Annotated in this window: 23 protein-coding genes and 1 pseudogene; 14 read left to right on the forward strand and 10 right to left on the reverse strand. The window is 72.2% G+C overall.

The window, feature by feature from the left end; translation table 11 throughout:
* Positions 1–135 precede the first annotated feature (135 nt).
* Both fabI and fabG read right to left on the reverse strand, forming a co-directional pair.
* On the reverse strand, positions 136–915 hold the full coding sequence (gene fabI / locus ACFYYR_RS21155; protein ID WP_388855543.1) for an enoyl-ACP reductase FabI: 780 nt from the start codon (positions 913–915) through the stop codon (positions 136–138).
* Positions 916–919: 4 nt separating this feature from the next.
* Complete coding sequence (fabG, locus tag ACFYYR_RS21160) at positions 920–1,624, reverse strand: 3-oxoacyl-[acyl-carrier-protein] reductase (protein WP_388855546.1); 705 nt, start codon at positions 1,622–1,624, stop codon at positions 920–922.
* Between the two features lie 257 nt (positions 1,625–1,881).
* On the opposite strand from fabG, the pseudogene ACFYYR_RS21165 reads away from it, so the two are divergent.
* Positions 1,882–2,231 (forward strand): annotated as a pseudogene (locus ACFYYR_RS21165) (hypothetical protein).
* Between the two features lie 49 nt (positions 2,232–2,280).
* On the opposite strand, the gene ACFYYR_RS21170 reads toward ACFYYR_RS21165, so the two are convergent.
* Together ACFYYR_RS21170 and ACFYYR_RS21175 are read right to left on the reverse strand one after the other, a co-directional pair.
* A complete protein-coding gene (locus ACFYYR_RS21170; protein ID WP_388855549.1) occupies positions 2,281–2,667 on the reverse strand; it encodes a PIN domain-containing protein in 387 nt (128 codons plus the stop codon).
* Positions 2,668–2,672: 5 nt separating this feature from the next.
* Positions 2,673–2,960 (reverse strand): type II toxin-antitoxin system Phd/YefM family antitoxin, encoded by a 288-nt coding sequence (locus tag ACFYYR_RS21175; protein ID WP_388855552.1) that lies wholly within the window; start codon positions 2,958–2,960, stop codon positions 2,673–2,675.
* Between the two features lie 245 nt (positions 2,961–3,205).
* On the opposite strand from ACFYYR_RS21175, the gene ACFYYR_RS21180 reads away from it, so the two are divergent.
* From ACFYYR_RS21180 to tyrS, 3 genes are all read left to right on the forward strand, one after another.
* The gene (locus tag ACFYYR_RS21180; protein ID WP_388855555.1) at positions 3,206–4,729 is read left to right on the forward strand and encodes a TldD/PmbA family protein; all 1,524 of its coding nucleotides are present in this window, start codon (positions 3,206–3,208) and stop codon (positions 4,727–4,729) included.
* On the forward strand, positions 4,726–6,117 hold the full coding sequence (locus tag ACFYYR_RS21185; RefSeq protein WP_388855558.1) for a metallopeptidase TldD-related protein: 1,392 nt from the start codon (positions 4,726–4,728) through the stop codon (positions 6,115–6,117). Before ACFYYR_RS21180 ends, ACFYYR_RS21185 begins: the two co-directional genes overlap by 4 nt.
* A gap of 228 nt (positions 6,118–6,345) precedes the next feature.
* Complete coding sequence (gene tyrS, locus ACFYYR_RS21190; protein ID WP_388855561.1) at positions 6,346–7,755, forward strand: tyrosine--tRNA ligase; 1,410 nt, start codon at positions 6,346–6,348, stop codon at positions 7,753–7,755.
* Positions 7,756–7,824: 69 nt separating this feature from the next.
* On the opposite strand, the gene ACFYYR_RS21195 is transcribed toward tyrS, so the two are convergent.
* Positions 7,825–8,100 (reverse strand): GlsB/YeaQ/YmgE family stress response membrane protein, encoded by a 276-nt coding sequence (locus ACFYYR_RS21195; protein WP_388855565.1) that lies wholly within the window; start codon positions 8,098–8,100, stop codon positions 7,825–7,827.
* 301 nt (positions 8,101–8,401) lie between these two features.
* On the opposite strand from ACFYYR_RS21195, the gene ACFYYR_RS21200 reads away from it, so the two are divergent.
* Complete coding sequence (locus ACFYYR_RS21200; protein WP_388855568.1) at positions 8,402–8,779, forward strand: DUF3099 domain-containing protein; 378 nt, start codon at positions 8,402–8,404, stop codon at positions 8,777–8,779.
* A gap of 224 nt (positions 8,780–9,003) precedes the next feature.
* On the forward strand, positions 9,004–9,225 hold the full coding sequence (locus ACFYYR_RS21205; protein WP_388855571.1) for a hypothetical protein: 222 nt from the start codon (positions 9,004–9,006) through the stop codon (positions 9,223–9,225).
* Positions 9,226–9,458: 233 nt separating this feature from the next.
* On the opposite strand, the gene moaA is transcribed toward ACFYYR_RS21205, so the two are convergent.
* From moaA to ACFYYR_RS21220, 3 genes are all read right to left on the reverse strand, one after another.
* Positions 9,459–10,448, reverse strand: a complete 990-nt coding sequence (moaA, locus tag ACFYYR_RS21210; protein ID WP_388855574.1) for a GTP 3',8-cyclase MoaA — start codon at positions 10,446–10,448, stop codon at positions 9,459–9,461.
* A gap of 207 nt (positions 10,449–10,655) precedes the next feature.
* The gene (locus tag ACFYYR_RS21215) at positions 10,656–12,278 is read right to left on the reverse strand and encodes a cation acetate symporter (protein WP_388855577.1); all 1,623 of its coding nucleotides are present in this window, start codon (positions 12,276–12,278) and stop codon (positions 10,656–10,658) included.
* Positions 12,275–12,604, reverse strand: a complete 330-nt coding sequence (locus ACFYYR_RS21220; protein ID WP_388856284.1) for a DUF485 domain-containing protein — start codon at positions 12,602–12,604, stop codon at positions 12,275–12,277. The genes ACFYYR_RS21215 and ACFYYR_RS21220 overlap by 4 nt, the downstream gene beginning before the upstream one ends.
* A 192-nt stretch (positions 12,605–12,796) precedes the next feature.
* Between ACFYYR_RS21220 and ACFYYR_RS21225 the strand changes: the two genes are divergently transcribed.
* The 3 genes from ACFYYR_RS21225 (at position 12,797) to ACFYYR_RS21235 (ending at position 16,761) form a co-directional block, all read left to right on the forward strand.
* Positions 12,797–12,994 carry a hypothetical protein gene (locus ACFYYR_RS21225; protein WP_388855579.1) on the forward strand — a complete coding sequence of 66 codons (198 nt, stop codon included), beginning with the start codon at positions 12,797–12,799 and terminating at the stop codon, positions 12,992–12,994.
* Positions 12,995–13,525: 531 nt separating this feature from the next.
* On the forward strand, positions 13,526–15,067 hold the full coding sequence (locus ACFYYR_RS21230; protein WP_388855582.1) for a S8 family serine peptidase: 1,542 nt from the start codon (positions 13,526–13,528) through the stop codon (positions 15,065–15,067).
* 143 nt (positions 15,068–15,210) lie between these two features.
* Positions 15,211–16,761, forward strand: a complete 1,551-nt coding sequence (locus ACFYYR_RS21235; protein ID WP_388855585.1) for a S8 family serine peptidase — start codon at positions 15,211–15,213, stop codon at positions 16,759–16,761.
* Positions 16,762–16,968: 207 nt separating this feature from the next.
* Here the strand turns inward: ACFYYR_RS21235 and ACFYYR_RS21240 are convergent, their stop codons facing one another.
* Positions 16,969–18,012: a zinc-dependent alcohol dehydrogenase family protein gene (locus ACFYYR_RS21240; protein WP_388855587.1), complete on the reverse strand. Its 1,044-nt coding sequence runs from the start codon at positions 18,010–18,012 to the stop codon at positions 16,969–16,971.
* Between the two features lie 43 nt (positions 18,013–18,055).
* A complete protein-coding gene (locus ACFYYR_RS21245) occupies positions 18,056–18,961 on the reverse strand; it encodes a sterol desaturase family protein (protein WP_388855591.1) in 906 nt (301 codons plus the stop codon).
* Between the two features lie 430 nt (positions 18,962–19,391).
* Here ACFYYR_RS21245 and ACFYYR_RS21250 point away from each other — a divergent pair, with 430 nt between their 5' ends.
* The 5 genes from ACFYYR_RS21250 (at position 19,392) to ACFYYR_RS21270 (ending at position 24,140) form a co-directional block, all read left to right on the forward strand.
* A complete protein-coding gene (locus tag ACFYYR_RS21250) occupies positions 19,392–20,390 on the forward strand; it encodes a DEDDh family exonuclease (protein ID WP_388855594.1) in 999 nt (332 codons plus the stop codon).
* A 63-nt stretch (positions 20,391–20,453) separates the two neighbouring features.
* Positions 20,454–20,687: a hypothetical protein gene (locus ACFYYR_RS21255; RefSeq protein ID WP_351515071.1), complete on the forward strand. Its 234-nt coding sequence runs from the start codon at positions 20,454–20,456 to the stop codon at positions 20,685–20,687.
* A gap of 52 nt (positions 20,688–20,739) precedes the next feature.
* A complete protein-coding gene (locus ACFYYR_RS21260) occupies positions 20,740–21,522 on the forward strand; it encodes an SURF1 family protein (protein WP_388855600.1) in 783 nt (260 codons plus the stop codon).
* Positions 21,523–21,601: 79 nt separating this feature from the next.
* Positions 21,602–23,380: a glycoside hydrolase family 15 protein gene (locus tag ACFYYR_RS21265; protein ID WP_388855603.1), complete on the forward strand. Its 1,779-nt coding sequence runs from the start codon at positions 21,602–21,604 to the stop codon at positions 23,378–23,380.
* A gap of 4 nt (positions 23,381–23,384) precedes the next feature.
* Entirely contained in the window at positions 23,385–24,140 is a 756-nt protein-coding gene (locus ACFYYR_RS21270; protein WP_388855606.1) for an SDR family oxidoreductase, read from the forward strand.
* Positions 24,141–24,471 lie beyond the last annotated feature (331 nt).

Here is a 24,471-nt window from a genome sequence, read left to right on the forward strand (position 1 = left end):
CACAAGGGGTCGTACCTCACCAGGGTCCCCGGCGCCGGGGAGCGGCGCCCGGGGTACTGGGCCGAACGGGCGACGCCCCGGCCCGCGCGGTTGCGCGGGCCGGGGCGTCGGTGCCGGTCGGGCGGGTTCCGGAGGTCAGGCGCCCATCATGTGCACGCCACCGTCGACGTGCACGATCTCGCCGGTGGTCTTGGGGAACCAGTCGGAGAGCAGGGCGACGACGCCGCGGCCCGCGGGCTCCGGGTCGGAGAGGTCCCAGCCGATGGGGGCGCGGGTGTTCCACACGTCGGCGAGCTCCTCGAAGCCCGGGATGGACTTGGCGGCCATCGACTTGATCGGGCCCGCGGACACCAGGTTGCACCGGATGTTCTTCGAGCCCAGGTCACGGGCGAGGTAGCGGGAGGTGGCCTCCAGCGCCGCCTTGGAGACGCCCATCCAGTCGTACTTCGGCCAGGCCATCTGCGCGTCGAAGTCCATGCCGACGACCGAGCCGCCGCGCTTCTCCAGCAGCGGGAGCAGCGCCATGGTCAGCGACTTCAGGGAGAACGCCGAGACCTCGACCGCCGTGGCGACCGACTCCCACTCGGTGTTCAGGAAGTTGCCGCCGAGCGCGTCCTGCGGCGCGAAGCCGATGGAGTGCACGACACCGTCGAGGCCGATGCCCTCGCCGAGGTGCTCGGCGACCTTGTCGGCGAGGCCCGCGAGGTGCTCCTTGTTCTGCACGTCCAGCTCGATGACCGGGGCGGGCTTGGGCAGCCGCTTGGCGATGCGCTCCACCAGGCTGAGCCGGCCGAAGCCGGTGAGCACGACCTCGGCGCCCTCCTCCTGAGCGAGCTTGGCGACGTGGAAGGCGATCGAGGAGTCGGTGAGGACTCCGGTGACGAGGATGCGCTTGCCGGCGAGGATTCCACTCATGTGATCAGTGACCCATGCCCAATCCGCCGTCAACCGGGATGACGGCTCCAGTGATGTACGAGGCGTCGTCCGAGGCGAGGAAGCGCACCGTGGCGGCGATCTCCTCGGGCTGCGCGTAGCGGCCCAGCGGCACCTGGCCGACGATGCCCTCACGCTGCTCGTCGGTGAGGGCCTTCGTCATGTCGGTGTCGACGAAGCCGGGGGTGACGACGTTGAAGGTGATGTTGCGGGAGCCCAGCTCACGGGCGAGCGAGCGGGCGAATCCGATCAGGCCGGCCTTCGAGGCGGCGTAGTTGGCCTGACCCGCCGAGCCGAGGAGGCCGACCACCGAGGAGATGAGGACGACGCGGCCCTTCTTGGCGCGCAGCATGCCGCGGTTGGCGCGCTTCACGACCCGGAAGGTGCCGGTCAGGTTGGTGTCCAGGACGGCGCTGAAGTCCTCCTCGGACATCCGCATCAGGAGCTGGTCGCGGGTGACGCCCGCGTTGGCCACCAGCACCTCGACCGGGCCGTGCTTCTCCTCGATCTCCTTGTAGGCCTGCTCGACCTGCTCGGGGTCCGTGATGTCGCAGCGCACGGCCAGGAAGCCGGCGGGCGGCTCCCCGGACCGGTAGGTGATGGCGACCTTGTCGCCGGCGTCGGCGAAGGCGCGGGCGATGGCGAGGCCGATGCCCCGGTTTCCTCCGGTGACGAGAACCGAGCGGCTCAACGGATCACCCTTTCGATAGCGGTCAGGTACCCAAAAACTATCGGTCTGGGAGGCGCCACGGAGAATCGACCCCCGACAGGGGGATCACCCGGTCACTGTTGGATCCCTACAGAACCCCCACGCTCGGGACGCCATCGCCGCACGGCGCGGAGCGGCGTCAAAACTCATCCGTCGCATCACTCGGACAGTTGGCCTCCGCACCCTTGCCACTGAGGAGGCCGGCCCCACGGCCGGGAATGCCGCTCATGGGAGAACGGATGACCGCCCCAGCCTCGGAGCAGCCCCGCATCCCCCGGCCTCCGGCGACCGTGACCGCGCTGCGCCAGGCTGTTGCCCAGATCGCCCCGGCCGCGCTGCCGCCGTTCACCCGGGAGCTCGACCAGGCTGCGGACCAGGCCAGGCAGGGCTCCGACCTGACACTTCTCCAGCAGTTCACCGCACGCTGGGCCGTCCATGTGGAGATCCAACGTCGTCCGGTCGTTGCCGCCCGGTTCCGTGAACTGGAGGACCTGGCGGCGGCGGGCGACGCGACCGCGGCCGGGCGGCGGCCGAGCTCGGCCGCATCCCGGACGAAGCCCGGGCCGCCCTCTCCCAGGGCGAGCGGTGAGCGGTTCCCTGGACCCGGCGTGACGACCTACGGCGACCCGTCCGCGGCATCAGTCCGTCATGCCGGGCGCCAGAACCACCAGTCCGGCCTCGCGAGCCGCATCGAGCATCCGCTTGTCGTAGGAGATCAGGGAATCGAGCGCCTCTCCTACGGTCAGCGCACTCGCCACATGGATGGCGTCCAGGGAACGCAGCGAGCCCGGCACCCTGGCAGCCAGGTTCCGGACCTCCTCGGTGAGGAGGATCTCGGTCACCATGCCGTCCAGGTCCGTCAGGGCGTTCGGGAACGACCCCACCATGTCCAGGTGGCGGACCGTTTCCACGAACCCCACGCTGCTCGTGGCCATCGGGACACCGGGGCGAGCAGCCAGCGCGCTGCGCAGCGCCGAGGAATGGTGCCGGCCGGTCAGCAGGGTCAGCAGGGCTGAGGAGTCCATGTAGATCAACGGTCGTCCTCCTCACGTTCCGCGAGAAGCGAGAGGACCGGATCGGGCGCATCCGGGGGGAGGTCGTACCGGGGCAGGCGATCGAGATCGGAGGTCGTGGCGCCCTTCAGGCGGATCTTCCCCTGAGCCACCAGGTCGGAGTAGCGGGCCACGGGTCCGGAGCCCGGAAGCAGTATGGCGATGACATTGCCATGGCGCGTGACCTGGACTGCTTCCCCCTTCTCCACACGGGCGAAGACGGCGCTGGGGTTGTAGGAGAACTCTCGGACCGAGATGGTGCTCATCGGGTCTTCCTCCCGTGGAGCGGATGTGTACCTACACTCAGGAAATTGTACCCACGCCGTGCTGCTCGCGCCGTCCATGCCGCGCGCCGGTGCCGACCGCCACCCGAGGTTCACGATGTGAATCTCGGGCTCGCGCCGCACCTGACGGATGGCCCCGCACCGTCCGCCCCGTCCGCGCCCGGAAAATGCAGCCGCCGCAAGCGGCTTCTGCGGCATGATCGGGGCAACGACCCCGGGAGGATGACGTGCCCCATTCCATCGACGAGTCCTTCTTGGCGCTGCCGCTCCGCACGCTCGCGGACGCGGCGCTCGCCCGTGCCCGCGCGCTGGGCGCCGAGCACGCGGACTTCCGGTTCGAGCGGGTGCGCAGCGCCGCGTGGCGGCTGCGGGACGCCCGGCTCGCGGGCTCGTCCGACACCACCGACCTGGGATACGCGGTGCGCGTGGTGCACGGCGGCAGCTGGGGCTTCGCCTCCGGGGTGGACCTGACGCCGGACGCCGCCGCCGCGGTGGCCGACCGGGCTGTGGCCATGGCGAAGCTCTCGGCGGAGGTGATCACCGCCGCCGGATCGGACGAGCGGGTGGAGCTGGCGGACGAGCCGGTGCACGCGGACCGGACCTGGGTCTCCTCCTACGAGACCGACCCGTTCGACGTCTCCGACACCGAGAAGCGGGAGCTGCTCGCCGAGTGGAGCTCCCGGCTGCTGGCGGCCGACGGCGTGGCGCACGCGGACGCCTCGCTGCTGACGGTGCGGGAGAACAAGTTCTATGCGGACACCGCGGGCACCACGACCACCCAGCAGCGGGTCCGGCTGCATCCGCAGCTCACCGCGGTCGCCGTGGACCCGGAGAGCGGTGAGTTCGACTCGATGCGGACGATCGCCCCGCCGGTCGGGCGCGGCTGGGAGTACCTGACCGGCACCGGCTGGGACTGGGACGCGGAGCTGGACCGACTGCCGTCGCTGCTGGCGGAGAAGATGCGGGCGCCGAGCGTGGAGGCCGGCGCGTACGACCTGGTCGTCGACCCGTCGAACCTCTGGCTGACCATCCACGAGTCCATCGGCCACGCCACCGAGCTGGACCGGGCGCTGGGGTACGAGGCGGCGTACGCGGGGACCTCGTTCGCCACCTTCGACCGGCTCGGCGAGCTCCGGTACGGCTCCGAGCTGATGAACGTGACCGGGGACCGGACCGCCGAGCACGGCCTGTCGACCGTCGGCTACGACGACGAGGGCGTGGCCGGGCAGTCCTGGGACCTGGTCAGGGACGGGGTGCTGGTCGGCTACCAGCTCGACCGCCGGATCGCGAAGCTGACCGGCTTCGAGCGCTCCAACGGCTGTGCGTACGCGGACTCCCCCGGCCATGTGCCGGTGCAGCGGATGGCGAACGTCTCGCTCCGTCCGGCGCCGGACGGGCCGTCCACCGAGGAGATGATCAGCGGGGTGGAGCGCGGCATCTACGTCGTGGGCGACAGGTCCTGGTCGATCGACATGCAGCGCTACAACTTCCAGTTCACCGGGCAGCGGTTCTTCCGGATCGAGAACGGCCGGCTGGCCGGGCAACTGCGGGATGTCGCCTACCAGGCGACGACGACCGACTTCTGGGGATCGATGACCGCGGTCGGCGGTCCGCAGACCTATGTGCTCGGCGGGGCGTTCAACTGCGGCAAGGCGCAGCCGGGCCAGGTGGCGGCGGTGTCGCACGGCTGCCCCTCCGCACTGTTCCGCGGCGTCAACATTCTCAACACCACGCAGGAGGCAGGCCGATGACCCGCACGACCCAGCCGCATGAGGTCGTGGAGCGCGCCCTCGAACTCTCCCGTGCCGACGGCTGTGTGGTGATCGCCGACGAGGGGTCCAGCGCGAACCTGCGCTGGGCGGGCAACTCGCTGACCACCAACGGCGTGACGCGCGGCCGGACGCTGACCGTCGTCGCCCTGGTGGACGGGGCGGAGGGCACCGCGTCCGGCGTGGTGTCCCGGGCGGCGGTCACCGCGGACGATCTGGAGCCCCTGGTGCGGGCGGCCGAAGCGGCGGCCCGCGATGCGGGGCCCGCCGAGGACGCCCGCCCGCTGGTCGAAGGGGTGCCCGCCGCCCCGGACTTCACCGAGGCGCCGGCCGAGACCTCGTCCGCCGTCTTCTCCGCGTTCGCGCCCGCGCTCGGGGAGGCGTTCGCCCGGGCCCGGGACGGCGGACGGGAGCTGTACGGTTTCGCCAACCACCAGGTCGTCTCCAGCTATCTGGGCACCTCGGCGGGGCTGCGGCTGCGGCACGACCAGCCCACCGGCACCCTCGAACTGAATGCCAAGTCCCCGGACCGCACCCGTTCGGCGTGGGCGGGCCGGGCCACCCGGGACTTCACCGATGTCGATCCGGCCGCGATGGACGCGGAGCTGGCCCGGCGGCTGGCCTGGGCCCAGCGGCGGGTGGAGCTGGACGCCGGGCGGTACGAGACGCTGCTGCCGCCGACGGCCGTCGCGGATCTGCTCGTCTATCAGCAGTGGTCCGCCACGGCGCGGGATGCGGTCGAGGGCCGTACGGTCTTCAGCAAGCCGGCGGGCGGTACCCGGCTGGGCGAGAAGCTGTCCCCGCTGCCGCTGACGCTGCGCAGCGACCCGCACGCGGCCGGGCTGGAGTGCGCGCCGTTCCTGCTGGCGCACGCCTCGGGTGACGACGCGTCGGTCTTCGACAACGGCCTGCCGCTGGAGCCCACCGAGTGGATCAGTGAGGGCCGGCTGAGCCGGCTGGTCACCACCCGGCACACCTCCAAGGTGACCGGCATGCCGGTGGCCCCGCCGACCGACAATCTCATCCTGGACGGCGGCGGCGAGCAGTCGCTGGAGGAGATGGTCGCCGGGACACGGCGGGGGCTGCTGCTGACCTGTCTCTGGTACATCCGGGAGGTCGATCCCGCGACGCTGCTGCTCACCGGGCTCACCCGGGACGGTGTCTACCTGGTGGAGAACGGCGAGGTCGTCGGGGAGGTCAACAACTTCCGCTTCAACGAGTCGCCGGTCGACCTGCTGTCCCGGGTCACGGAGGCGGGGTGCACCGAGCCGACGCTGCCGCGGGAGTGGGGCGACTGGTTCACCCGGGCCGCGATGCCCGCCCTGCGGGTTCCGGACTTCCATATGAGCTCGGTCAGCCGGGGCGTCTGACGGAAGCGGACCGTTCACCTGCCGGACCGGGCCGGCCCCCGGCCCGGTCCCTGGCCGGGCACCGCGGCTCGGCCGGGCACCGCGCCCGCGCCGGCCCCGGGGGCGGCCCGGCAGCGCCTCCCCTTCCCGCCGGCTCGGCCGGGGCGCGGTGCCCGGCCGAGCCGCGGTGCCCGACCAAATAGAATTCACCCCGTCCACCTGTCCGTCCCGATCCCCTCCAGGAACGTCATGACACGCCTCGGCGACTCCGTCGCTCGCACCAGTGCACTGCTGGCGCAGGACCTCTCCTCCGACAAGACCGTGGAGCAGCTGCTCACGGAGACGAAGGCGAGGCGCTATCTCGACCTGTCGGACCTGTCGGCGAAGGACCAGGCGGAGCTGATCGCCCGGCGCACGGTGGATGTGATCCCGTCGGTCAGCAGGCTGGCGGAGCGGATCGAGGAGCGCCGGGCCGAGGGCCGGGGGCTGAGCCTCAAGCTCGGCATCGACCCCACCGCGGCCGATGTGCACCTCGGCCACACCGTCCCCATGATCATCCTCAGCCGCTTCCAGCGCATGGGTCACGATGTCACCCTGCTGATCGGTGACTTCACGGCCAAGATCGGCGACCCGTCGGGCCGGACGGCCGAGCGGCCGCCGCTGACGGACGAGGACATCGCCGCGAACCTGGCCGGTTACCGGGAGCAGGTGCGGCCCTTCTTCGACTTCGAGAAGGTCGGCTTCCGGCAGAACAGCGAGTGGCTGGCGCCGTACACCTTCCCGGAGCTGCTGGGCCTGCTCTCCCAGGTGCCGGTCTCGCAGCTGCTCCAGCGCGACGACTTCCGCAACCGGCTCGCGGACGGGTCCGGGCTGACGATGTCGGAGCTGCTGTACCCGATCGCCCAGGGCCTGGACTCGGTGGCGCTGGAGTGCGACGTGGAGCTGGGCGGCGCGGACCAGCTGCTGAACCTGCAGATGGGCCGCAAGCTGATGGAGCTGCGGGGACAGCAGCAGCAGCTGGTCGTCACCATGCCGCTGATCGAGGGCACGGACGGCTCGGGCGCCAAGATGTCCAAGTCCAAGGGCAACTACGTCGGTCTGACGGCGACCGCGGAGGACGTCTTCGGCAAGATCATGTCGGTGCCGGACCGGCTGATGGAGCCGTACCTGAAGGCGTGGACCGAGTGGACGGACGAGGAGATCTCGCTCGCGCTGTCCCGGATCGAGGAGAAGTCGCTGCACCCCATGGACCTGAAGAAGGTCCTGGCGGGTGAGGTCGTGGCGGCCCTTTACGGCGTGGACGCCGCGATGGCGGCTCGCGCGGGCTTCATCGCCCAGTTCTCGAAGAAGAGCTTCACCGAGGTCGAGTCGCTGCCGTCGGTCGACGCCGCGGAGCACGGCGGGGAGACCGTGGCGACGGTGCTGACCAAGGTGCTGGAGTTCACCCAGAGCGCCTCGGCGGCCCGCCGGCTGGCCAAGCAGAACGGGCTGCGGCTGGTCGTCGAGACCGGGACCGGCCAGCAGACGGCCGTCCTGGACGAGGCGGCCGCCACCGGCCCGCTCGGGGAGGTCGTCCCGCGGGTGCTGGCGGAGAAGGGTCTCAGCGGCACCGTCTACCTGAAGGCCGGACGGAAGATCGCCGAGATCCGGGGGCTGTAGCCACCGCGGGCACGACGGCGTACGGCGACGGCGGCGGGACGCAGGGCGCGTCCCGCCGCCGTCGGCCGGTCAGACGGTGTGTCTCCGGCCGCGCATCTGTACCCACAGCGGGGTGCCCAGGGCCACGATCAGCACGGCTCCGGCGATCTGCAGCAGATGGCGGCCCCAGTCGATGCCGCTCGTCTCGGCGATGCCGAGAGCACGGGCCACGGCGTTGCCGATGAGGCTGCCGATGATGCCGAACACGATGGTCAGCCAGACGGGGATGTTCTGCCGGCCGGGCAGGATCGCCCTGGCCAGCACCCCCAGTACGAGTCCGACGACGATGGCCCACAACCAGCCCATGGCTGCCTCCTCGCGCCGCGCGGTAGGACGCGGACAGGAGGTGCCGACGGGTCGGGCCGGCACCCCTCACGGCCAGTTTCGGCCCGGCCGCGGTGCGGCGCACCCCGGGGGCGCGGCGCTCCGGCCGGGCCGCCGCGGCGGCCGGTGCCCCGTCCTCCGTCCGGGGCGCCCCCGTCCCGGCGGACCGGCACCGGGGCGCGCCCGGAAGGCCTGACCCGGGTGCGTGGACGGCGGTGGCACGGCGTACCGTTGAAGATGTCCGGACCTTTCAGGCTCGGCACGGGATGTCAGGTGGTGGAACGTGAGGCGGAAGCAGCACGGCGACGGGGTCTTCCGGATCACGGGAGCCCGTCAGGGGCTGGCCGAGGACGTACGGGGCCGGCAGCGCCGGTACGTCATCTCGATGCTGGTGCGCACCGTGTCGTTCCTGCTGGCGGTCGTGCTGTGGAACGTGGAACGGCCGGTGGCGATCGTCGCTCTGGTGCTGGGCTTCGCGCTCCCGTACATTGCCGTGGTGATCGCCAACGCGGGCCGGGAGAACGCTCCTTCGCTCCCCTCGACGTTCATTCCGCCGCCCGAGCGGCCCGCGCTGAACCGCGGTACGGAGGAGGACGGGGCGCACGAGGCCCCCGGGGCGTCCGGTGCGGAGCGCGACCAGCAGCCGCAGCAGCCCCGCTGAGCTGCGAGGATCGCCAAAGCTCAAGAAAAGCTCAGATCAATCCTGCGGATCGGGTGCACCCGCCAGGGTCCCCCGTGACATACTTCGTACGCGCTCCGCATCCCCCGTCGGAGCGACGGACCGACGCCGGGCGGCTCCCCCCGTGGCTGCCCGGCGTCGCCATGTTCCGGGCCGTCCGGCCCCCGCGCGCCGCCCCTGCCCCGGGATGATGCAGGCTTGGCCGTGTGACTGACACTTCTCCGATCTGCTCGGCCAAGGGCTGCCGTGTCCCCGCGGTGTGGGTACTGGCCTGGAACAACCCCAAGCTGCACACACCGGACCGCCGGAAGACCTGGCTGGCGTGCGAGGAGCACCGCGAGCATCTGTCGTCGTTCCTCGGGGTGCGGGGCTTCCTGAAGGAGGTCGTGGCCCTGGAGGAGTGGGAGCGGCGCTCCGAGGCCGAGTGACCGGAGGCCGGGCGACGGGACGCCGAGTCGCCGAACGTCGCGTGGCAGGGCGGTAGGTGACGGAGCGCCGGGTGCGGGCCGCCGAGTGATCCCCGCGTCGGGCGCCGGAGGGCCGATACGTCGCCGGTCCGGACGTCGCCGGAGGGCGGAGCCCGGAGGGCCGGCGCGGGACCCGGGTGCCGGAGAGCGCGGAGGGCTGCGACAGAGCCCGGGATCGCGGGTGAGGCGGTCGTTCAGCCGCCGATGGCCGACATCGGGCGCTCCGGCTGGAGGAACCACGGGTCGTCCAGCCCCGATCCGGCCTTCTTGCCCCACATCGCCGTCCGCCACAGCCCGGCGATCTCCTCGTCCGTGGCGCCGGAGCGCAGCGCGCCGCGCAGATCCGACTCCTCCCGGGCGAACAGGCAGGTCCGGACCTGGCCGTCGGCGGTGAGCCGGGTGCGGTCGCAGGCCCGGCAGAAGGGGCGGGTGACGGAGGCGATGACGCCGACCCGGGCCGGCCCGCCGTCGACCAGCCAGCGTTCGGCGGGGGCGGAGCCGCGCCGCTCCTCGCCCTCGGGGGTGAGCTCGAAGCGGGTCCGCAGGCTCTCCAGGATCTGCGCGGCGGTGATCATGCCGTCGCGCTTCCAGCCGTGCTGGGCGTCGAGCGGCATCTGCTCGATGAAGCGCAGTTCGTAGCCGTTCTCGACGGCCCAGGACAGCAGGTCGGGTGCCTCGTCGTCGTTGAGGCCGGGCATCAGGACGGAGTTGACCTTGACGGGGGTGAGGTCCGCCTCGCGGGCGGCCTCCAGGCCGCTGAGCACGTCGTCATGGCGCTTGCGCCGGGTCAGCGCCTGGAAGACGTCGGGGCGCAGGGTGTCGAGTGAGACGTTGACCCGGTCGAGCCCGGCGTCCTTCAGGGCCCGGGCGGTGCGCTTCAGGCCGATGCCGTTGGTGGTGAGGGACATCCGGGGGCGCGGTTCAAGGGCGGCGCAGCGCTCGACGATGCCGACGAGCCCCGGCCGCAGCAGCGGCTCGCCGCCGGTGAAGCGGACCTCGTCCACGCCGAGGGTGGTGACGGCGATGCGGATCAGCCGGACGATCTCGTCGTCGGTGAGCAGGTCGGGCTTGCCGAGCCACTGCAGGCCCTCTTCGGGCATGCAGTAGGTGCACCGCAGGTTGCACCGGTCGGTGAGCGAGACACGCAGATCGGTGGCGACCCGGCCGTAAGTGTCGACGAGCATGGTTGCGGCCCCTCCCACGGATGCTGCGGACCAGCCTGACGAGGACGTCCCCCGTCTTTGCAGCCTACGCGATCGGTCCGATCATCAACAGTTCGTTGAATCCGGGGCGGTCACGTTCCGTGGGAGGGGCCGGCCGGAGCCCTTCGGCGCCTCACGGTTCTCCTGCCCTGTGCCCGCCCGGGTCGCGCGTTCACAGGGCAAGGCCCCTCAGTGCGCGCCGGTTCCGGTGAGCGAGCGGACCTCCAGCTCCGCGTACTTGGCCTCGTCCGGCTGCTCCCCGGACAGGACCGAGCCCAGCCAGCCGAACAGGAAGCCCAGCGGGATGGAGATCAGGCCGGGGTTCTCCAGCGGGAACCAGTGGAAGTCGACGCCCGGGAACATCGAGGTCTCCTTGCCGGAGACCACCGGCGAGAAGAGCACCAGCAGCACGGACACGGACAGGCCGCCGTAGATCGACCACAGGGCGCCCCGGGTGGTGAAGCGCTTCCAGAACAGGCTGTAGAGGATGGTCGGCAGGTTGGCGGAGGCCGCGACGGCGAAGGCCAGCGCCACCAGGCCGGCGACGTTGAGCTTGCCCGCGAAGATGCCCAGCCCGATGGCGACGGCGCCGATCGCGACCGCCGAGATCCGGGCCGAGCCGACCTCCTCCTTCTCGGTCGCCTGCCCCTTGCGGATGACATTGGCGTAGATGTCGTGGGCGAAGGACGAGGACGAGGCGAGGGTGAGTCCGGCGACGACCGCGAGGATGGTGGCGAACGCGACCGCCGAGATCACCGCGAGCAGGACGGCGCCGCCGGTCGAGCCGCTGCCGCCGCCGACCTGCTCGGCGACCAGCACGGCGGCGGTGTTGCCCGCCGGGTTCGACTTGGTGATCGTCTCCTGGTCGAGGAGGGCCGCGGCACCGAAGCCGAGCACGATCGTCATCAGGTAGAAGCCACCGATGATCCCGATCGCCCAGATCACCGACTTCCGGGCGGCCTGGGCGCTGGGCACGGTGTAGAAGCGGATCAGGATGTGCGGGAGCCCGGCGGTGCCGAGGACCAGGGCGACGCCCAGCGAGATGAAGTCGATCTTCGACGTGGCGGTGGCGCCGTACTTCAGGCCCGGTTCGAGGAAGGCGGAGCCCTTGCCGCTGTTCTCCGCGGCGGCGCCGAGCAGCTGCGAGATGTTCCAGTCGAACTTGCTCAGCACCAGCAGGGTGATCAGCAGGGTTCCGGCGATCAGCAGGACCGCCTTGACGATCTGCACCCAGGTGGTGCCCTTCATCCCGCCCACCGTCACGTAGAGGATCATGATGATCCCGACCAGGACGACGACCAGGTTCTTGCCGGCCTCCCCGGTGATGCCGAGCAGCAGCGCGACGAGCGCGCCGGCGCCGACCATCTGCGCCAGCAGATAGAAGATGGACACCACGATGGTGGAGACCCCGGCCGCGGTCCGCACCGGCCGCTGCCGCATCCGGAACGCGAGCACATCGCCCATCGTGTAGCGCCCGGAGTTCCGCAGCGGTTCGGCGACCAGCAGCAACGCCACCAGCCAGGCCACGAGGAACCCGATGGAGTAGAGGAATCCGTCGTAACCGGAGAGCGCGATGGCGCCCGCAATGCCCAGGAAGGACGCGGCCGACATGTAGTCGCCGGAGATGGCGAGGCCGTTCTGGAAGCCGGTGAAGGAGCGGCCGCCGGCGTAGAAGTCGGTGGCGTCCTTGGTCTGCCGGCCGGCCCAGACGGTGATGCCCAGGGTGGCGGCGACGAAGACCGAGAACAGCGTGATGATCAGGGTGCGGTGTTCACCGGCCCCGTCGGCCGCGAGGTGCAGCGCCGGGCTCATGCGTCGCCCTCCAGACGGGACTTGATGGCCTCGGCCCGGGGGTCGAGCCGGGTGGCCGCGTGCCGCGCGTACCACCAGGCGATGAGGAAGGTGGTGACGAACTGGGCGACGCCGAGGACGAGGGCGACGTTGATGTTGCCGAGCACCTTGGTGCCCATGAGGCCACCCGCGTAGTTGGACAGCAGGACGTACAGCAGGTACCAGGTGACGAAGGCCACCGTGAGCGGGAAGGCGAAGGAGCGGTACGTGTGACGCAGTTCCGTGAACTCCGGGCCCGCCTGTACCGCACGGTACGGCTCTTTGCCCGATGTCCCCTCCTCCGGCATGGTCGGTTCGGTGTACACGGGATCTCCTGTGGTGCGGTCTCGGTCGATAGGCAGGTGGGGGGTGACGTCGATCACGGGCCGGATCGGCATGCTAGGCGCGGTCGACGCGATCCAACAGGGGTGCAGTAGTTGAAATTCGCAGGAGCGACGATCGGGCCGACACCCCGCGGGTTCCGCTTCGTTGATCCCGGCGTGAGCGATCCGTCGAACCAGCCGCCACCCGGTCCGGCCCGCCGGCCGTACGGCATGGTGCGGCTGCCCGGACCGGTGACGGCCGCCCGGACCGCCCCGCGCGCCGCCCCCGTGGAGCGGCGGCGCTGGTACGGGCCGCGGGTGACCCTGCCGCCCCTGAGCATCCGGGCGCTGCGTATCGATCCGTCAGGTCGCTGACGGAGCAGGGGCGGTCCGGCGGGCCGCGCGCGGCCGGCCCCCGCCCCGCAGCCGGACCCCGCCGGCCCGCATACGGACACCGGCCCCGGCACGCACGCGGAGGCCGGTCCCGGCCCGCGTTCGGACGCCGGCACGGGTGCGGCCGGCGGCCCCGACGCCCGTACAGCCGGCCCCGGCACGGACGCCGCCGCGCCGGTCCGCCGCGTGGTCGTTCCCGGTCGCGTCGGCGCCGCCGGGCAGGTGGATTGCGCAGCCGCGGCCCCCCGCACACATCTGACGGTCTCGCACCATTCTGTAGCCATCCTGGGGAAATGCTCGATTTGTCTCATCTTGTGGGGGCACGTGACGCGACTGGGGCGCGGTTCCGGCCGGACCGAAGTATTCAGCCGTCCGGACCAACTGCTACGGAATTCTCGCTTTTTGCCGGAATCCATTGATCAGATCACCGGATCGGCGCTAGCTTCCGTCGTCATGTACCCGTCCATGCGCACATCCGCGCGCGGAGGGTCTTCTCGATGATGTGGAGAACCCATGGCTCATCCCCGCTCCAGACGCAGGCGCGTCGCCGTGGCGGTGCCGGTCGGGCTCGCGCTGACCGCCGCCTTCGGCTTCCTGCCCGGTTCCGCCACGGCAGCCCCGCAGGACGCGCCCGCGTCCGCCTCCGCCGCGCAGGACGGCCCCCGCCTGTCGTACGTGGTGAACACCGCGACCGACGCCGGCACCGTCGGCGCGGTGAAGAAGGCGATCGCGAAGGCCGGTGGCACGGTCGTCACCACGCACGCCGGGATCGGCGTGATCGTGGTCCACTCGGCGAACCCGGACTTCGCCAAGACCATGCGGACCGTCAAGGGCGTCCAGTCGGCGGGCGCCACGCGCACCGCGCCGCTGAAGTCGGCCGCCACCACCGACGTGGGCAAGCCCGAGAAGGTCGCCGAGCCGCGCTCCGCCGCCGCGCTCGGCGCCGCCAAGGCCTCGGGCAAGGAGCCGCTCGAGCCCCTGCAGTGGGACATCCCCGCCATCAAGGCGGACAAGGCCGCCAAGGTGAACCCGGGCAGCAAGAAGGTGACCGTCGCGGTCATCGACACGGGCGTCGACGACACCCACCCGGACCTGGCCCCCAACTTCTCCGCGAAGCAGTCGGCGAACTGCGTCGGCGGCGTGCCGGACACCCGCAAGGGCGCCTGGCGGCCGTACAACCCGGACGAGGACTACCACGGCACGCACGTGGCAGGCGAGATCGCCGCCGCGCGCAACAACGTCGGCGTCGCGGGTGTCGCCCCGGGTGTGAAGCTCTCCGCCATCAAGGTCAGCGAGCCGGAGACCAGCCTCTTCTACGCCGAGTCCGTCGTCTGCGCCTTCGTCTTCGCGGCCGACCACGGCGTCGAGGTCACCAACAACAGCTACTACGTCGACCCGTGGCAGTTCAACTGCAAGGACGACCTCGACCAGGCCGCCATTCTGGACGCGGTCGGCCGCGCCGCGAAGTACGCCCAGCGCAAGGGCGCGATCAACGTCGCCTCGGCGGGCAACTCGGCCATGGATCTCGCGGCCAAGGAGCTGACGGACACCACCAGCCCGAACGACACCACCCCGGCCGAGCGGAAGATCAACCCGGCGACCTGCCTGGACGTTCCGACGCAGCTGCCCGGTGTGGTGACGGTCTCCGCGACCGGCCCGAAGGCCCTGAAGTCGTACTACTCCAACTACGGCCTCAACCAGATCGACGTGGCGGGCCCGGGCGGCGACAAGTACCAGGTGCCGGAGTCCCCCGCGAAGGACGGCCGCATCCTCTCCACGATGCCCGACGGCGACTACGCCTATCTGCAGGGCACCTCGATGGCCGGCCCGCACGTCGCCGGTGTCGCCGCGCTGCTCAAGAGCAAGCGCCCGGACGCGACGCCGCAGGAGATCCAGTGGCTGCTCAAGGCCCAGGCGGACAACCCGGGCTGCCCGACGGCGCCGTACGACCCGGACGGTGACGGCAAGGTCAACGCCGAGTGCGTCGGCACCAAGCACATCAACAGCTTCTACGGCTTCGGCATCGTCGACGCCCTGGACGCGGTCAAGAAGTGACCCACCGGGCCGTGCCGCTCCGGGCGGCACGGCCCGCGGTCCCGGCCGCGGCCCCCTCGCCACGGCCGGGGCCGCTCCGCACGCTCGTCCTCGCTCCTCCCTTCCTGTGCACGCCCCGTTCCGTGACCGAAGCAGGAGATCCCATGACGTCGCGCTCCGCCCTCCGCTCCCGCCGCGCCCTCGCCGTTCCGGCCGGGATGGCGCTGGCCACCGCCCTCGCGTTCCTGCCCGCCGCGGCCACCGCGGCGCCGCTGCACCCGGGCGGCACCACCGCCGCACCCGCGCCCCGTGCCGAGGACGGCACCGCGCTCAGCTACGTCGTCAACGTCCAGCGCCCGGACCAGGTCACCATCGCCCGGGTGAAGAAGGAGATCGTCCGCGCGGGCGGCACGGTCGTGCAGGTCTACGACCGGATCGGGGTCGTCGTCGCCCACGCGGCGGACCCCGGCTTCGCGCAGCGGATCCGGGCCGTCCAGGGGGTCCAGTCGGCCGGGGCGACCCGGACCGCGCCGCTGCCCGCCCAGTCCACCACCGCCGTCGGCGAGCCGAAGCGGCTCACCGCCGCGCAGGCCCGTGCCGCCGCACGGCAGGCGGCCCCCGGGCAGGACCCGATGCAGCCACTGCAGTGGGACCTGCCCGCGATCAAGGCGGACAAGGCGCACGAGAAGACGCTGGGCAGCCGCGATGTGACCGTCGCGGTCATCGACACCGGCGTGGACGACACCCACCCGGACATCGCGCCCAACTTCGACCGGGCGGCCTCGGTCAACTGTGTCAGCGGCAAGCCCGACACGACCGACGGCGCCTGGCGCCCGGGGGCCCAGGAGAGCCCGCACGGCACCCATGTGGCGGGCGAGATAGCCGCGGCGAAGAACGGCGTGGGGGTGACCGGGGTCGCGCCGGGCGTCAAGGTCTCCGGCATCAAGGTGTCCACCCAGGCCGGCTTCTTCTACACCGAGGCGGTGGTCTGCGGCTTCATGTGGGCCGCTGAGCACGGCGTGGACGTGACCAACAACAGCTATTACACCGACCCCTGGTACTTCAACTGCACCACGGACCCGGACCAGAAGGCGCTGGTGGAGGCCATCACCCGGGCGACGCGGTACGCCGAGCGCAAGGGGGCGGTGAACGTCGCCGCGGCGGGCAACGAGAACTTCGACCTCGCCGCGGACTCCCTCACCGACACCTCCAGCCCGAACGACAGCACCCCGGGCACCCGCACCGTCGACCCGTCGGTCTGCCTGGACATACCCACCCAGCTCCCCGGTGTGGTGACGGTGGCCTCCACCGGCGCCAAGGGCCTGAAGTCGTCGTTCTCCAACTACGGCCTGGGAGTGGTGGACATCGCGGCCCCCGGCGGCGACAACACCCGCTACCAGACCCCGGCGCCGCCCGCCGTCAGCGGCCTGATCCTCGGCCCGCTGCCGGGCGGCGGCTACGGCTACATGGCGGGCACCTCGATGGCCTCCCCGCACGTGGCGGGCGTCGCCGCGCTGATCAGGAGCACCCACCCGAAGGCCTCCGCGGAGACGGTCAAGTCGCTGCTGCGGGAGCAGGCCGACGACACCGCGTGCCCGTCGCCGTACGACATCGACGGCGACGGCACGGCCGACGCGGTGTGCGAGGGCGGGGCGCGCCACAACGGCTTCTACGGGGCCGGCATCGCGGACGCCCTGGACGCCGTGCAGAAGTGAGCCGGTGAGCCCGTGAGCCGCTGAGCCGACGGAAAACGGGCGGTGCCCCACGCGCTTCGGGGTGCCGCCCGCTCTCCGTACCGGGCGCCACGGACGGTGCCGGGCGTTCCGGGCAGTGGCAGGTGTTCCGGACGGTGGCAGGTGTTCCGGACGGTGCCGGGGCGTCGCGGACGGTCCGGCAAGCGGCCGTCCGCCGCCGCCGGACGGTCAGTTGCGGACCAGCACCTTGAGCGAGGTGCGCTCGTCCATCGCCTTGTAGCCCACCGGCACGCCGTCCAGGTCCACCGTCAGGTCGAAGACCGGGGACGGGTCGATCGTGCCGTCCAGGATGTCGGGCAGCAGCTCGGGGATGTAGCCGCGGACCGGGGCGATGCCGCCGCGCAGGGCGATGTTCCGGCCGAACATGACGCCCAGGTCCACGCCGGTCCCGCTGCCGTGCGGCACCCCGACGTAGCCGATCGCGCCGCCGGGCCGGGTGATGCCGACCGCCGTGCGCATCGACTGCTCGGTCCCGACGGCCTCGATGACGGAGTGCGCGCCCTGGCCGCGCGTCAGTTCCCGCACGGCCTCCACCGCCGCCTCGCCGCGCTCGGCGACGACGTCCGTCGCCCCGAAGGTGCGGGCCAGGTCGGTACGGGTCCGGTGACGGCCCAGCGCGATGATCCGCTCGGCGCCCAGCCGCCGGGCGGCCAGGACACCGCAGAGCCCGACGGCGCCGTCGCCGACCACCGCGACCGTGGCACCCGGGCGCACGCCCGCGCCGACGGCCGCGTGATGGCCGGTGCCCAGCACGTCGGAGAGGGTGAGCAGCGCGGAGAGCAGCCGCTCGTCGGAGGCCGCCTCGGCGGGGAGCTTCACCAGGGTTCCGTTGGCGTGGGGCACGCGTACCGCCTCGCCCTGGCCGCCGTCGGAGCCCGGGTTGCCCCAGAAGCCGCCGTGCTCGCAGGAGGTGGTCAGGCCCTCGGTGCAGTAGTCGCACACCCCGTCGGACCACGTGAAGGGGGCCACGACGAGGTCGCCGGGCCTGACCCCGGTCACCTCGGAGCCGGTCTCCTCGACGACGCCCAGGAACTCGTGGCCGATGCGCTGCCCCGGCTCGCGGGCCGCCTCGCCCCGGTACGCCCACAGGTCGCTGCCGCAGATGCAGGACAGCAGCACCCGCACCACCGCGTCGCCCGGCCGCTGGATCACCGGGTCGGGCACCTCCTCCACCCGGATGTCGTGCGGGGCGTGAATGGCGGTGGCGCGCATGGTGGTGCTCCTTGCGGACTGTACAAACGTTCGGTGCAGCCCCCTACCGTACGCCCGCGCCCTCGGCCGGTACGTCGGCCGGCGGCGCCCCCGGTCCGCCCGTCGGCCGGGGCTCCCGCGCGGCGGGCTGCCACCCCGGCCCGCGCAGGAGCCGCCCCGCCCGCTCGCTCCAGCTGCGGGCCGCGCGCAGGTCACGGGCGATGGCGACGTACTCGTGAGTGGCGACCCGCAGCACGTTGTAGGTGGCGATGTTCTTGGTGAGGCCGTAGACGGGGCGTTCGGTCTCCGGGGTGAAGGAGCCGAACAGCCGGTCCCACACGATGAGGATGCCGCCGAAGTTGCGGTCCAGATAGCCGCCCTGGGAGGCGTGGTGCACCCGGTGGTGGGAGGGCGTGTTGAGGACGGACTCGACGGGCCGCGGCAGCCGGCCGATCCGCTCGGTGTGGATCCAGAACTGGTACACGAGGCTGACGGACGAGCAGAACGCCACCGCCGCCGGGTGCACCCCGCAGGCGACCATCGGCAGATAGAAGGGCCAGACCGTGAGCGAGGTCCAGGGCTGCCGGAGCGCCGTGCTGAGGTTGTACTTCCGGCTGGAGTGGTGCACCACGTGGCAGGCCCACAGCACGCGGACCACATGGTGGCCGCGGTGGGCCCAGTAGTAGCAGAAGTCCTGGGCGAGGAGCAGCAGCGGAATCGTCCACCAGACCACGGGGACGCGCAGCGGGGTGAGTTGGTGGACGGCGATCTGGGCGGCGACGGCCGGGACCTTCCAGAGCAGGTCGAAGGCGAGGCTGCCCAGCCCCATCGTCAGGCTCGTCGCGGTGTCCCGGGCCTCGTAGCCCGCGGAGTCCTCGTCGGGGTGCAGCCGGTGGCCGGCCATCTCGACGACGGTGAGCAGGACGAAGGCGGGTATCGACCAGAGCACGACATCGGGGAGGTGCGGCATGGCCGCACCCTAGGGCGGTACGGGGCGCCGGAACAGAGGCCCGGTCACGGTCCTTCCGGCCGCTGCCCGGGCCGGACCGGAGCCCGCACGGGAACGGCGGGGATCCGGCCACGGCACCTCTGCCGTCCGGACCCGCCGGGCGCGGGAGGCGCCACCTCCTCCGCGGCTCCGCCGGAACCGTTCCGCATCACCGCCCGCGCCGCGGCTTGACGATGCGTCGCCCCGGAGCGCACACGGCCACTCGACCAAGTCACCGCAGGACGAAACGGACTTCTCGCTCCGCTCGCCGCCGTCGGCCGGAGGTGTCGGGCACCGGCGCGGCGGTTCCGCTTCCCGCCCTGGGGTCAACCGGCCCCGGACTCCGCCGATATGGCGCCTTCCGCCCGGGGCGTTCCGGAGCTGTCAGCGGCGGCCCGTATCCTCAGGGACCATGCTCGAAGACCGCACGGCAGCCGCACCGTCCATCGCGCCGCAGCCCGGACCGCCGGCGCCCGCGTGGCCGCCCGCGTACCCACAGGGGTATGCCGTGGTCGACGTGGAGACCACGGGGCTCGCCCGGGACGACCGCATCGTGTCGGCGGCCGTCTACCGGCTGGACGCGCGGGGCGATGTCGAGGACCACTGGTACACGACGGTCAATCCGGAGCGCGATCCCGGGCCGGTCTGGATCCACGGCCTGACGAGCGAGGCGCTCGCGGACGCGCCGCTGTTCCCGGAGATCGCCGACACCCTGTCCGAACGGCTGGCCGACCGGGTGCTGGTCGCGCACAACGCGGTCTTCGACTGGTCGATGATCGCCCGGGAGTACGCGCGGGCCGGCCGGACGGCCCCCGTCCGGCAGCGGCTGTGCACCATCTCCCTCTCCAAGGAGCTCGGTCTCCCGCTGCCCAACCACAAGCTGGAGTCGCTGGCCGCCCACTACGGCGTCGTCCAGCAGCACGCCCACCACGCACTGGACGACGCGCGGGTGCTGGCCGAGGCGTTCCGGCCGAGCCTCCATCTGGCCGCGGGTTCCGGGGTGCGGCTGCCGCTGCTGGCCTGCCAGCCCCTCACCGAGTGGTCGGACACCCCGCGCACCATCGGCTACCAGTACCGTCCGACGAGCTGGCGCCCCAGCCGCAAGCGCCCCGCCTGCCCCTACCCCAACCCGGGCCGGTACGAGCCGGGCGCTCCGCTCGTGCAGGGCATGCGGGTGGCGTTCTCCGGCGACACCTCGGTCGACCGGGAGCTGCTGGAGGACCGCGCCTTCGACGCCGGGCTGCACATCGCGACCAGCGTGTCCCGCCTCACCAGCCTGCTGGTGACCAACGACCCCGAGGCGTCCACGTCCAAAACGGTCAAGGCCCGCTCCTTCGGCACCCCGGTGGTGGACGAGGCGGCCTTCATGCAACTGCTCCAGGACGTGGCGCCCGCGCCGTCATCCGGGTGAAGCACGGCGACGCGCCCGCCGGTCGCGCCCGCTCCGCGGCCCCGCCGCCGCACCCTGTGGCCCATGGCACGTTGTGAGGTATGCGGAAACGACTACGGCATGACGTTCGAGGTGCACGCGCAGGGCGCGGTGCACGTCTTCGACTGTTTCTCCTGCGCCATCCACAAGATGGCCCCGGTCTGCGAGCACTGCCGGTGCGCGATCATCGGCCAGGGCGTGGAGGCCGACGGCCACTTCTACTGCGGCGCCCACTGCGCCCGTGCGGAGGGGCAGGTGGGACTCGTCGATCACGTCTGAAGGACCACCCCCGCCCGTCCTGCACCCCACGACCGAGTTGTACGGTCGTGGGGTGTACCGCTTCCTGTTGTCCCGGCAATGGGTGATTCTCACCCTGGTGGCTCTCGGCCTGATCCCTGCCATGATCGAGCTGGGCTTCTGGCAGTTCCACCGCCACGAGCACCGGGTCCGGCAGAACGCCCAGATCGCCCGGAGCCTGGAGGCGTCCCCGGTACCGGTCGGCCGGCTCACCTCGCCCGGCCATGCGGTGCCCCGCGGCGACACCTGGCACCCGGTCACCGCGACCGGACGGTACGACACCCGCCACGAGGTCGTGGTCCGCCAGCGCACCGCCGCCGACGAGCAGAGCATCGGCTACTACGTCGTCACTCCGCTGATCATGAAGGACGGCCGGGCGGTGCTGGTCAACCGCGGCTGGATCCCGACGAACGGCCCGCTCACCACCTTCCCGAAGGTTCCCCACGCGCCCTCCGGCGAGGTCACCGTCACGGGCCGGCTGATGCCCGACGAGACCACCGCCGAGAGCGGCATCAAGGACAAGCCGGGCCTCCCGCCGCGCCAGGTCATGCTGATCGACAGCCGGCGCCAGTCCCTGTCCCGGCCGGTGCTGGGCGGCTACATCGAACTCACGAAGACCGCCCCGAAGGCCACCCGTCAGCCGGAGCAGGTCCCGGAGCCGGATCACGACAGCATCGGCCCGCACATGGCGTACGCCATCCAGTGGTGGCTGTTCGCCGCGGGCGTCCCGGTCGGCTGGGTGGTGCTGGTCCGCCGGGAGCGCCGGGACCGGCTGGCGGCGGAGCAGCCGCAGGAAGCGGTGCCGGTCCCGGCCTGAACCCGTCCGGTGGCAGCGCGGAATGCCCGGGGCGCGCTCCGGGCAGGGGAGAACACGGAACCGTGGGAAAGGCGGCACCGTGCCCGGACAGATCGAGGACTACGCCCTCATCGGCGACCTGCAGACCGCCGCGCTCGTCGGCAGGGACGGCTCGATGGACTGGCTGTGCCTGCCGCGCTTCGACTCCGCGGCGTGCTTCGCCGCACTGCTGGGCGACGAGGACAACGGCCAGTGGCGGGTCGCCCCGGCCTCGGGCGGCACCTGCACCAGCCGCGCGTACCGCGGCGACACCCTGGTCCTGGACACCTTCTGGGAGACCGGCACCGGCACGGTCAAGGTCACCGACTTCATGCCGCAGCGCGACAAGGCCCCCGACGTCGTACGGATCATCGAGGGCGTCTCCGGGTCGGTGGAGATGCGCAGCGAGATCCGGCTGCGCTTCGACTACGGCAACATCGTCCCCTGGATGCGCCGCACCAACGGGCACCGCATCGCGATCGCGGGCCCGGACTCCGTCTGGCTGCGCAGCGAGCCGCCCGTCCCCACCTACGGCAAGGACTTCGCCACCTTCGCCGAGTTCACGGTCTCCGCGGGCGAGCGCGTCGCGGTGGTCCTCACCTGGCACCCCTCGCACGAGCCGCAGCCGCGCCGGATCGACCCGTTCGCCGCGCTGGAGTCCAGCGTCGAGGACTGGGAGAAGTGGTCGGCCCGGTGCAGCTACGACGGCCCCTGGCGGGACGCGGTGATGCGCTCGCTGATCACCCTCAAGGCCCTCACCTACGCCCCGAGCGGCGGCATCGTGGCCGCCGCGAGCACCTCCCTGCCGGAGGAGATCGGCGGGGTGCGCAACTGGGACTACCGCTTCTGCTGGCTGCGCGACGCCACGCTCACCCTGAACGCCCTGGTCTCCAGCGGCTATCTGGACGAGGCGGCGGCCTGGCGCGACTGGCTGCTGCGGGCCGTCGCCGGTGATCCCGCGGACCTGCAGATCATGTACGGGCTCACGGGCGAGCGGCGCCTGACGGAGTTCGAGGTCCCCTGGCTCCCGGGCTACGAGGCCTCGTTCCCGGTGCGGATCGGCAACGCCGCCGTGGAACAGCTCCAGCTCGACATCTACGGCGAGGTGCTGGACTCCCTCTTCCTCTCCCGCGCGCGGGGCCTCCCCCAGGAGGAGCACTCCTGGAACCTCCAGCGGGCGCTGATGGACTTCCTGGAGACCCAGTGGCGCGAGCCGGACGAGGGCCTGTGGGAGGTGCGCGGGCCGCGGCGGCACTTCGTCCACTCCAAGGTCATGGCCTGGGTCGCCGCCGACCGGGCCGTCCGCACCCTCGAACAGTCCCCGGAGCTCGGGGGCGACGTGGACCGCTGGCGCGCCATGCGGGACACCGTCCACCGCGAGGTGTGCCGGCACGGCTACGACGCCGACCGGAACACCTTCACCCAGTCCTACGGCTCCACCGAACTGGACGCCGCGACTCTGCTCATCCCCCAGGTGGGGTTCCTCCCGCCGTCCGATCCCCGGGTGGTGGGCACGGTCGACGCGGTGCGCCGCGAGCTGGACCACGGCGGCTTCGTCCGCCGCTACACCCCGGACCACGTGGACGGTCTCCCGGGCGACGAGGGCGCCTTCCTGGCCTGCTCGTTCTGGCTGGCGGACGCGCTGTGCGCCACCGGCCGCACCAAGGAGGCCCGGGACCTCTTCGAGGAGCTGCTCTCGCTCCGCAACGACGTGGGGCTGCTGGCCGAGGAGTGGGATCCGGCGGCACGGCGCCAGCTCGGCAACTTCCCGCAGGCGTTCAGCCACGTCGGCCTGGTGAACACGGCGCTCGCCCTCTCCCGGAGCGATAGGACACCATGAGGCCATGGATCTTGCACTGAAGGACCGGGTGTACGTGGTCACCGGCGCCAGCCGGGGCCTCGGGCTGGCCGCCGCGCGGGAGCTCGTCTCCGACGGCGCCAAGGTGGTGCTGAGCAGCCGGGACGAGGAGTCCGTCACCGCTGCCGCCGCCGAGCTGGGGCCGAATGCCGCGGCCATCACCGCCGACAACGCCGACCCCGGGACGCCCGAACGGCTCATCGCCACGGCCCGGGCCCGTTTCGGCCGCTTCGACGGCATCCTGATCAGCGTCGGCGGCCCGCCGCCCGGTCTGGGCACGGACAACACCGACGAGCAGTGGCAGGCGGCCTTCGAATCGGTCTTCCTCGGCGCGGTCCGCCTGGCCCGCTCGGCCGCGGCCGAGCTGCCCGAGGGCGGCGTGATCGGCTTCGTCCTGTCCGGTTCGGTGCACGAGCCGATCCCCGGCCTGACGATCTCCAACGGCCTCCGCCCGGGCCTCGCGGGCTTCGCCAAGTCCCTCTCCGTCGAACTCGGCCCCCGCGGCATCCGCGTGGTCGGCCTGCTCCCGGGCCGCATCGACACGGACCGGGTCCGCGAACTCGACGCCCTCTCCGGCGACGCCGACGCCGCCCGCACCCGCACCTCGGCGGGCATCCCCCTCCGCCGCTACGGCCACCCCGAGGAATTCGGCAGGACCGCGGCCTTCCTCCTGTCCCCCGCGGCGTCCTACGTGACCGGCATCATGCTCCCGGTCGACGGCGGCTCCCGCCACGGCTTCTGACCACCCCGGCCTCCGAGCTGCCACCGACGAGCCTGAACGCGACCCCCGACACCGCACCACGACGGCTGGTCCGGACGACAGAACTCGGCGCCCAGCCGGCTGAGAGAGGCCACAGGGCGAGGCGAGCCCAGACGCGCGGTGCCACCGGCCCGGTCCGGACATGACGGCAGCGGGGGCCGCAGGGCCGGGTGGACGCAAGGGGGTGGGGCCGCAGGGCCGGGTGAACGTCAGGGGGTGGGGGCGCAGGGGTGGGGGGTTCCGGAAGCTTCCGTGTATTTGTGGCCCGCCAGGGCCGTAAATATACGTTCCGGAACCCCCCCCCCCCCGGGCC

The organism is Streptomyces sp. NPDC001922 (genome assembly GCF_042891165.1).
Taxonomy (GTDB): Bacteria; Actinomycetota; Actinomycetes; order Streptomycetales; family Streptomycetaceae; genus Streptomyces.

Excerpts from the sequence above, each read along its gene's own strand:
- fabI (WP_388855543.1), bottom strand. The coding sequence starts at position 915 with ATGAGTGGAATCCTCGCCGGCAAGCGCATCCTCGTCACCGGAGTCCTC.
- ACFYYR_RS21170 (WP_388855549.1), bottom strand. The coding sequence starts at position 2,667 with ATGGACTCCTCAGCCCTGCTGACCCTGCTGACCGGCCGGCACCATTCC.
- ACFYYR_RS21175 (WP_388855552.1), bottom strand. The coding sequence starts at position 2,960 with ATGAGCACCATCTCGGTCCGAGAGTTCTCCTACAACCCCAGCGCCGTC.
- ACFYYR_RS21185 (WP_388855558.1), top strand. The coding sequence starts at position 4,726 with ATGACCCGCACGACCCAGCCGCATGAGGTCGTGGAGCGCGCCCTCGAA.
- tyrS (WP_388855561.1), top strand. The coding sequence starts at position 6,346 with ATGACACGCCTCGGCGACTCCGTCGCTCGCACCAGTGCACTGCTGGCG.
- ACFYYR_RS21195 (WP_388855565.1), bottom strand. The coding sequence starts at position 8,100 with ATGGGCTGGTTGTGGGCCATCGTCGTCGGACTCGTACTGGGGGTGCTG.
- moaA (WP_388855574.1), bottom strand. The coding sequence starts at position 10,448 with ATGCTCGTCGACACTTACGGCCGGGTCGCCACCGATCTGCGTGTCTCG.
- ACFYYR_RS21215 (WP_388855577.1), bottom strand. The coding sequence starts at position 12,278 with ATGAGCCCGGCGCTGCACCTCGCGGCCGACGGGGCCGGTGAACACCGC.
- ACFYYR_RS21220 (WP_388856284.1), bottom strand. The coding sequence starts at position 12,604 with ATGCCGGAGGAGGGGACATCGGGCAAAGAGCCGTACCGTGCGGTACAG.
- ACFYYR_RS21230 (WP_388855582.1), top strand. The coding sequence starts at position 13,526 with ATGGCTCATCCCCGCTCCAGACGCAGGCGCGTCGCCGTGGCGGTGCCG.
- ACFYYR_RS21235 (WP_388855585.1), top strand. The coding sequence starts at position 15,211 with ATGACGTCGCGCTCCGCCCTCCGCTCCCGCCGCGCCCTCGCCGTTCCG.
- ACFYYR_RS21240 (WP_388855587.1), bottom strand. The coding sequence starts at position 18,012 with ATGCGCGCCACCGCCATTCACGCCCCGCACGACATCCGGGTGGAGGAG.
- ACFYYR_RS21245 (WP_388855591.1), bottom strand. The coding sequence starts at position 18,961 with ATGCCGCACCTCCCCGATGTCGTGCTCTGGTCGATACCCGCCTTCGTC.
- ACFYYR_RS21250 (WP_388855594.1), top strand. The coding sequence starts at position 19,392 with ATGCTCGAAGACCGCACGGCAGCCGCACCGTCCATCGCGCCGCAGCCC.
- ACFYYR_RS21255 (WP_351515071.1), top strand. The coding sequence starts at position 20,454 with ATGGCACGTTGTGAGGTATGCGGAAACGACTACGGCATGACGTTCGAG.
- ACFYYR_RS21270 (WP_388855606.1), top strand. The coding sequence starts at position 23,385 with ATGGATCTTGCACTGAAGGACCGGGTGTACGTGGTCACCGGCGCCAGC.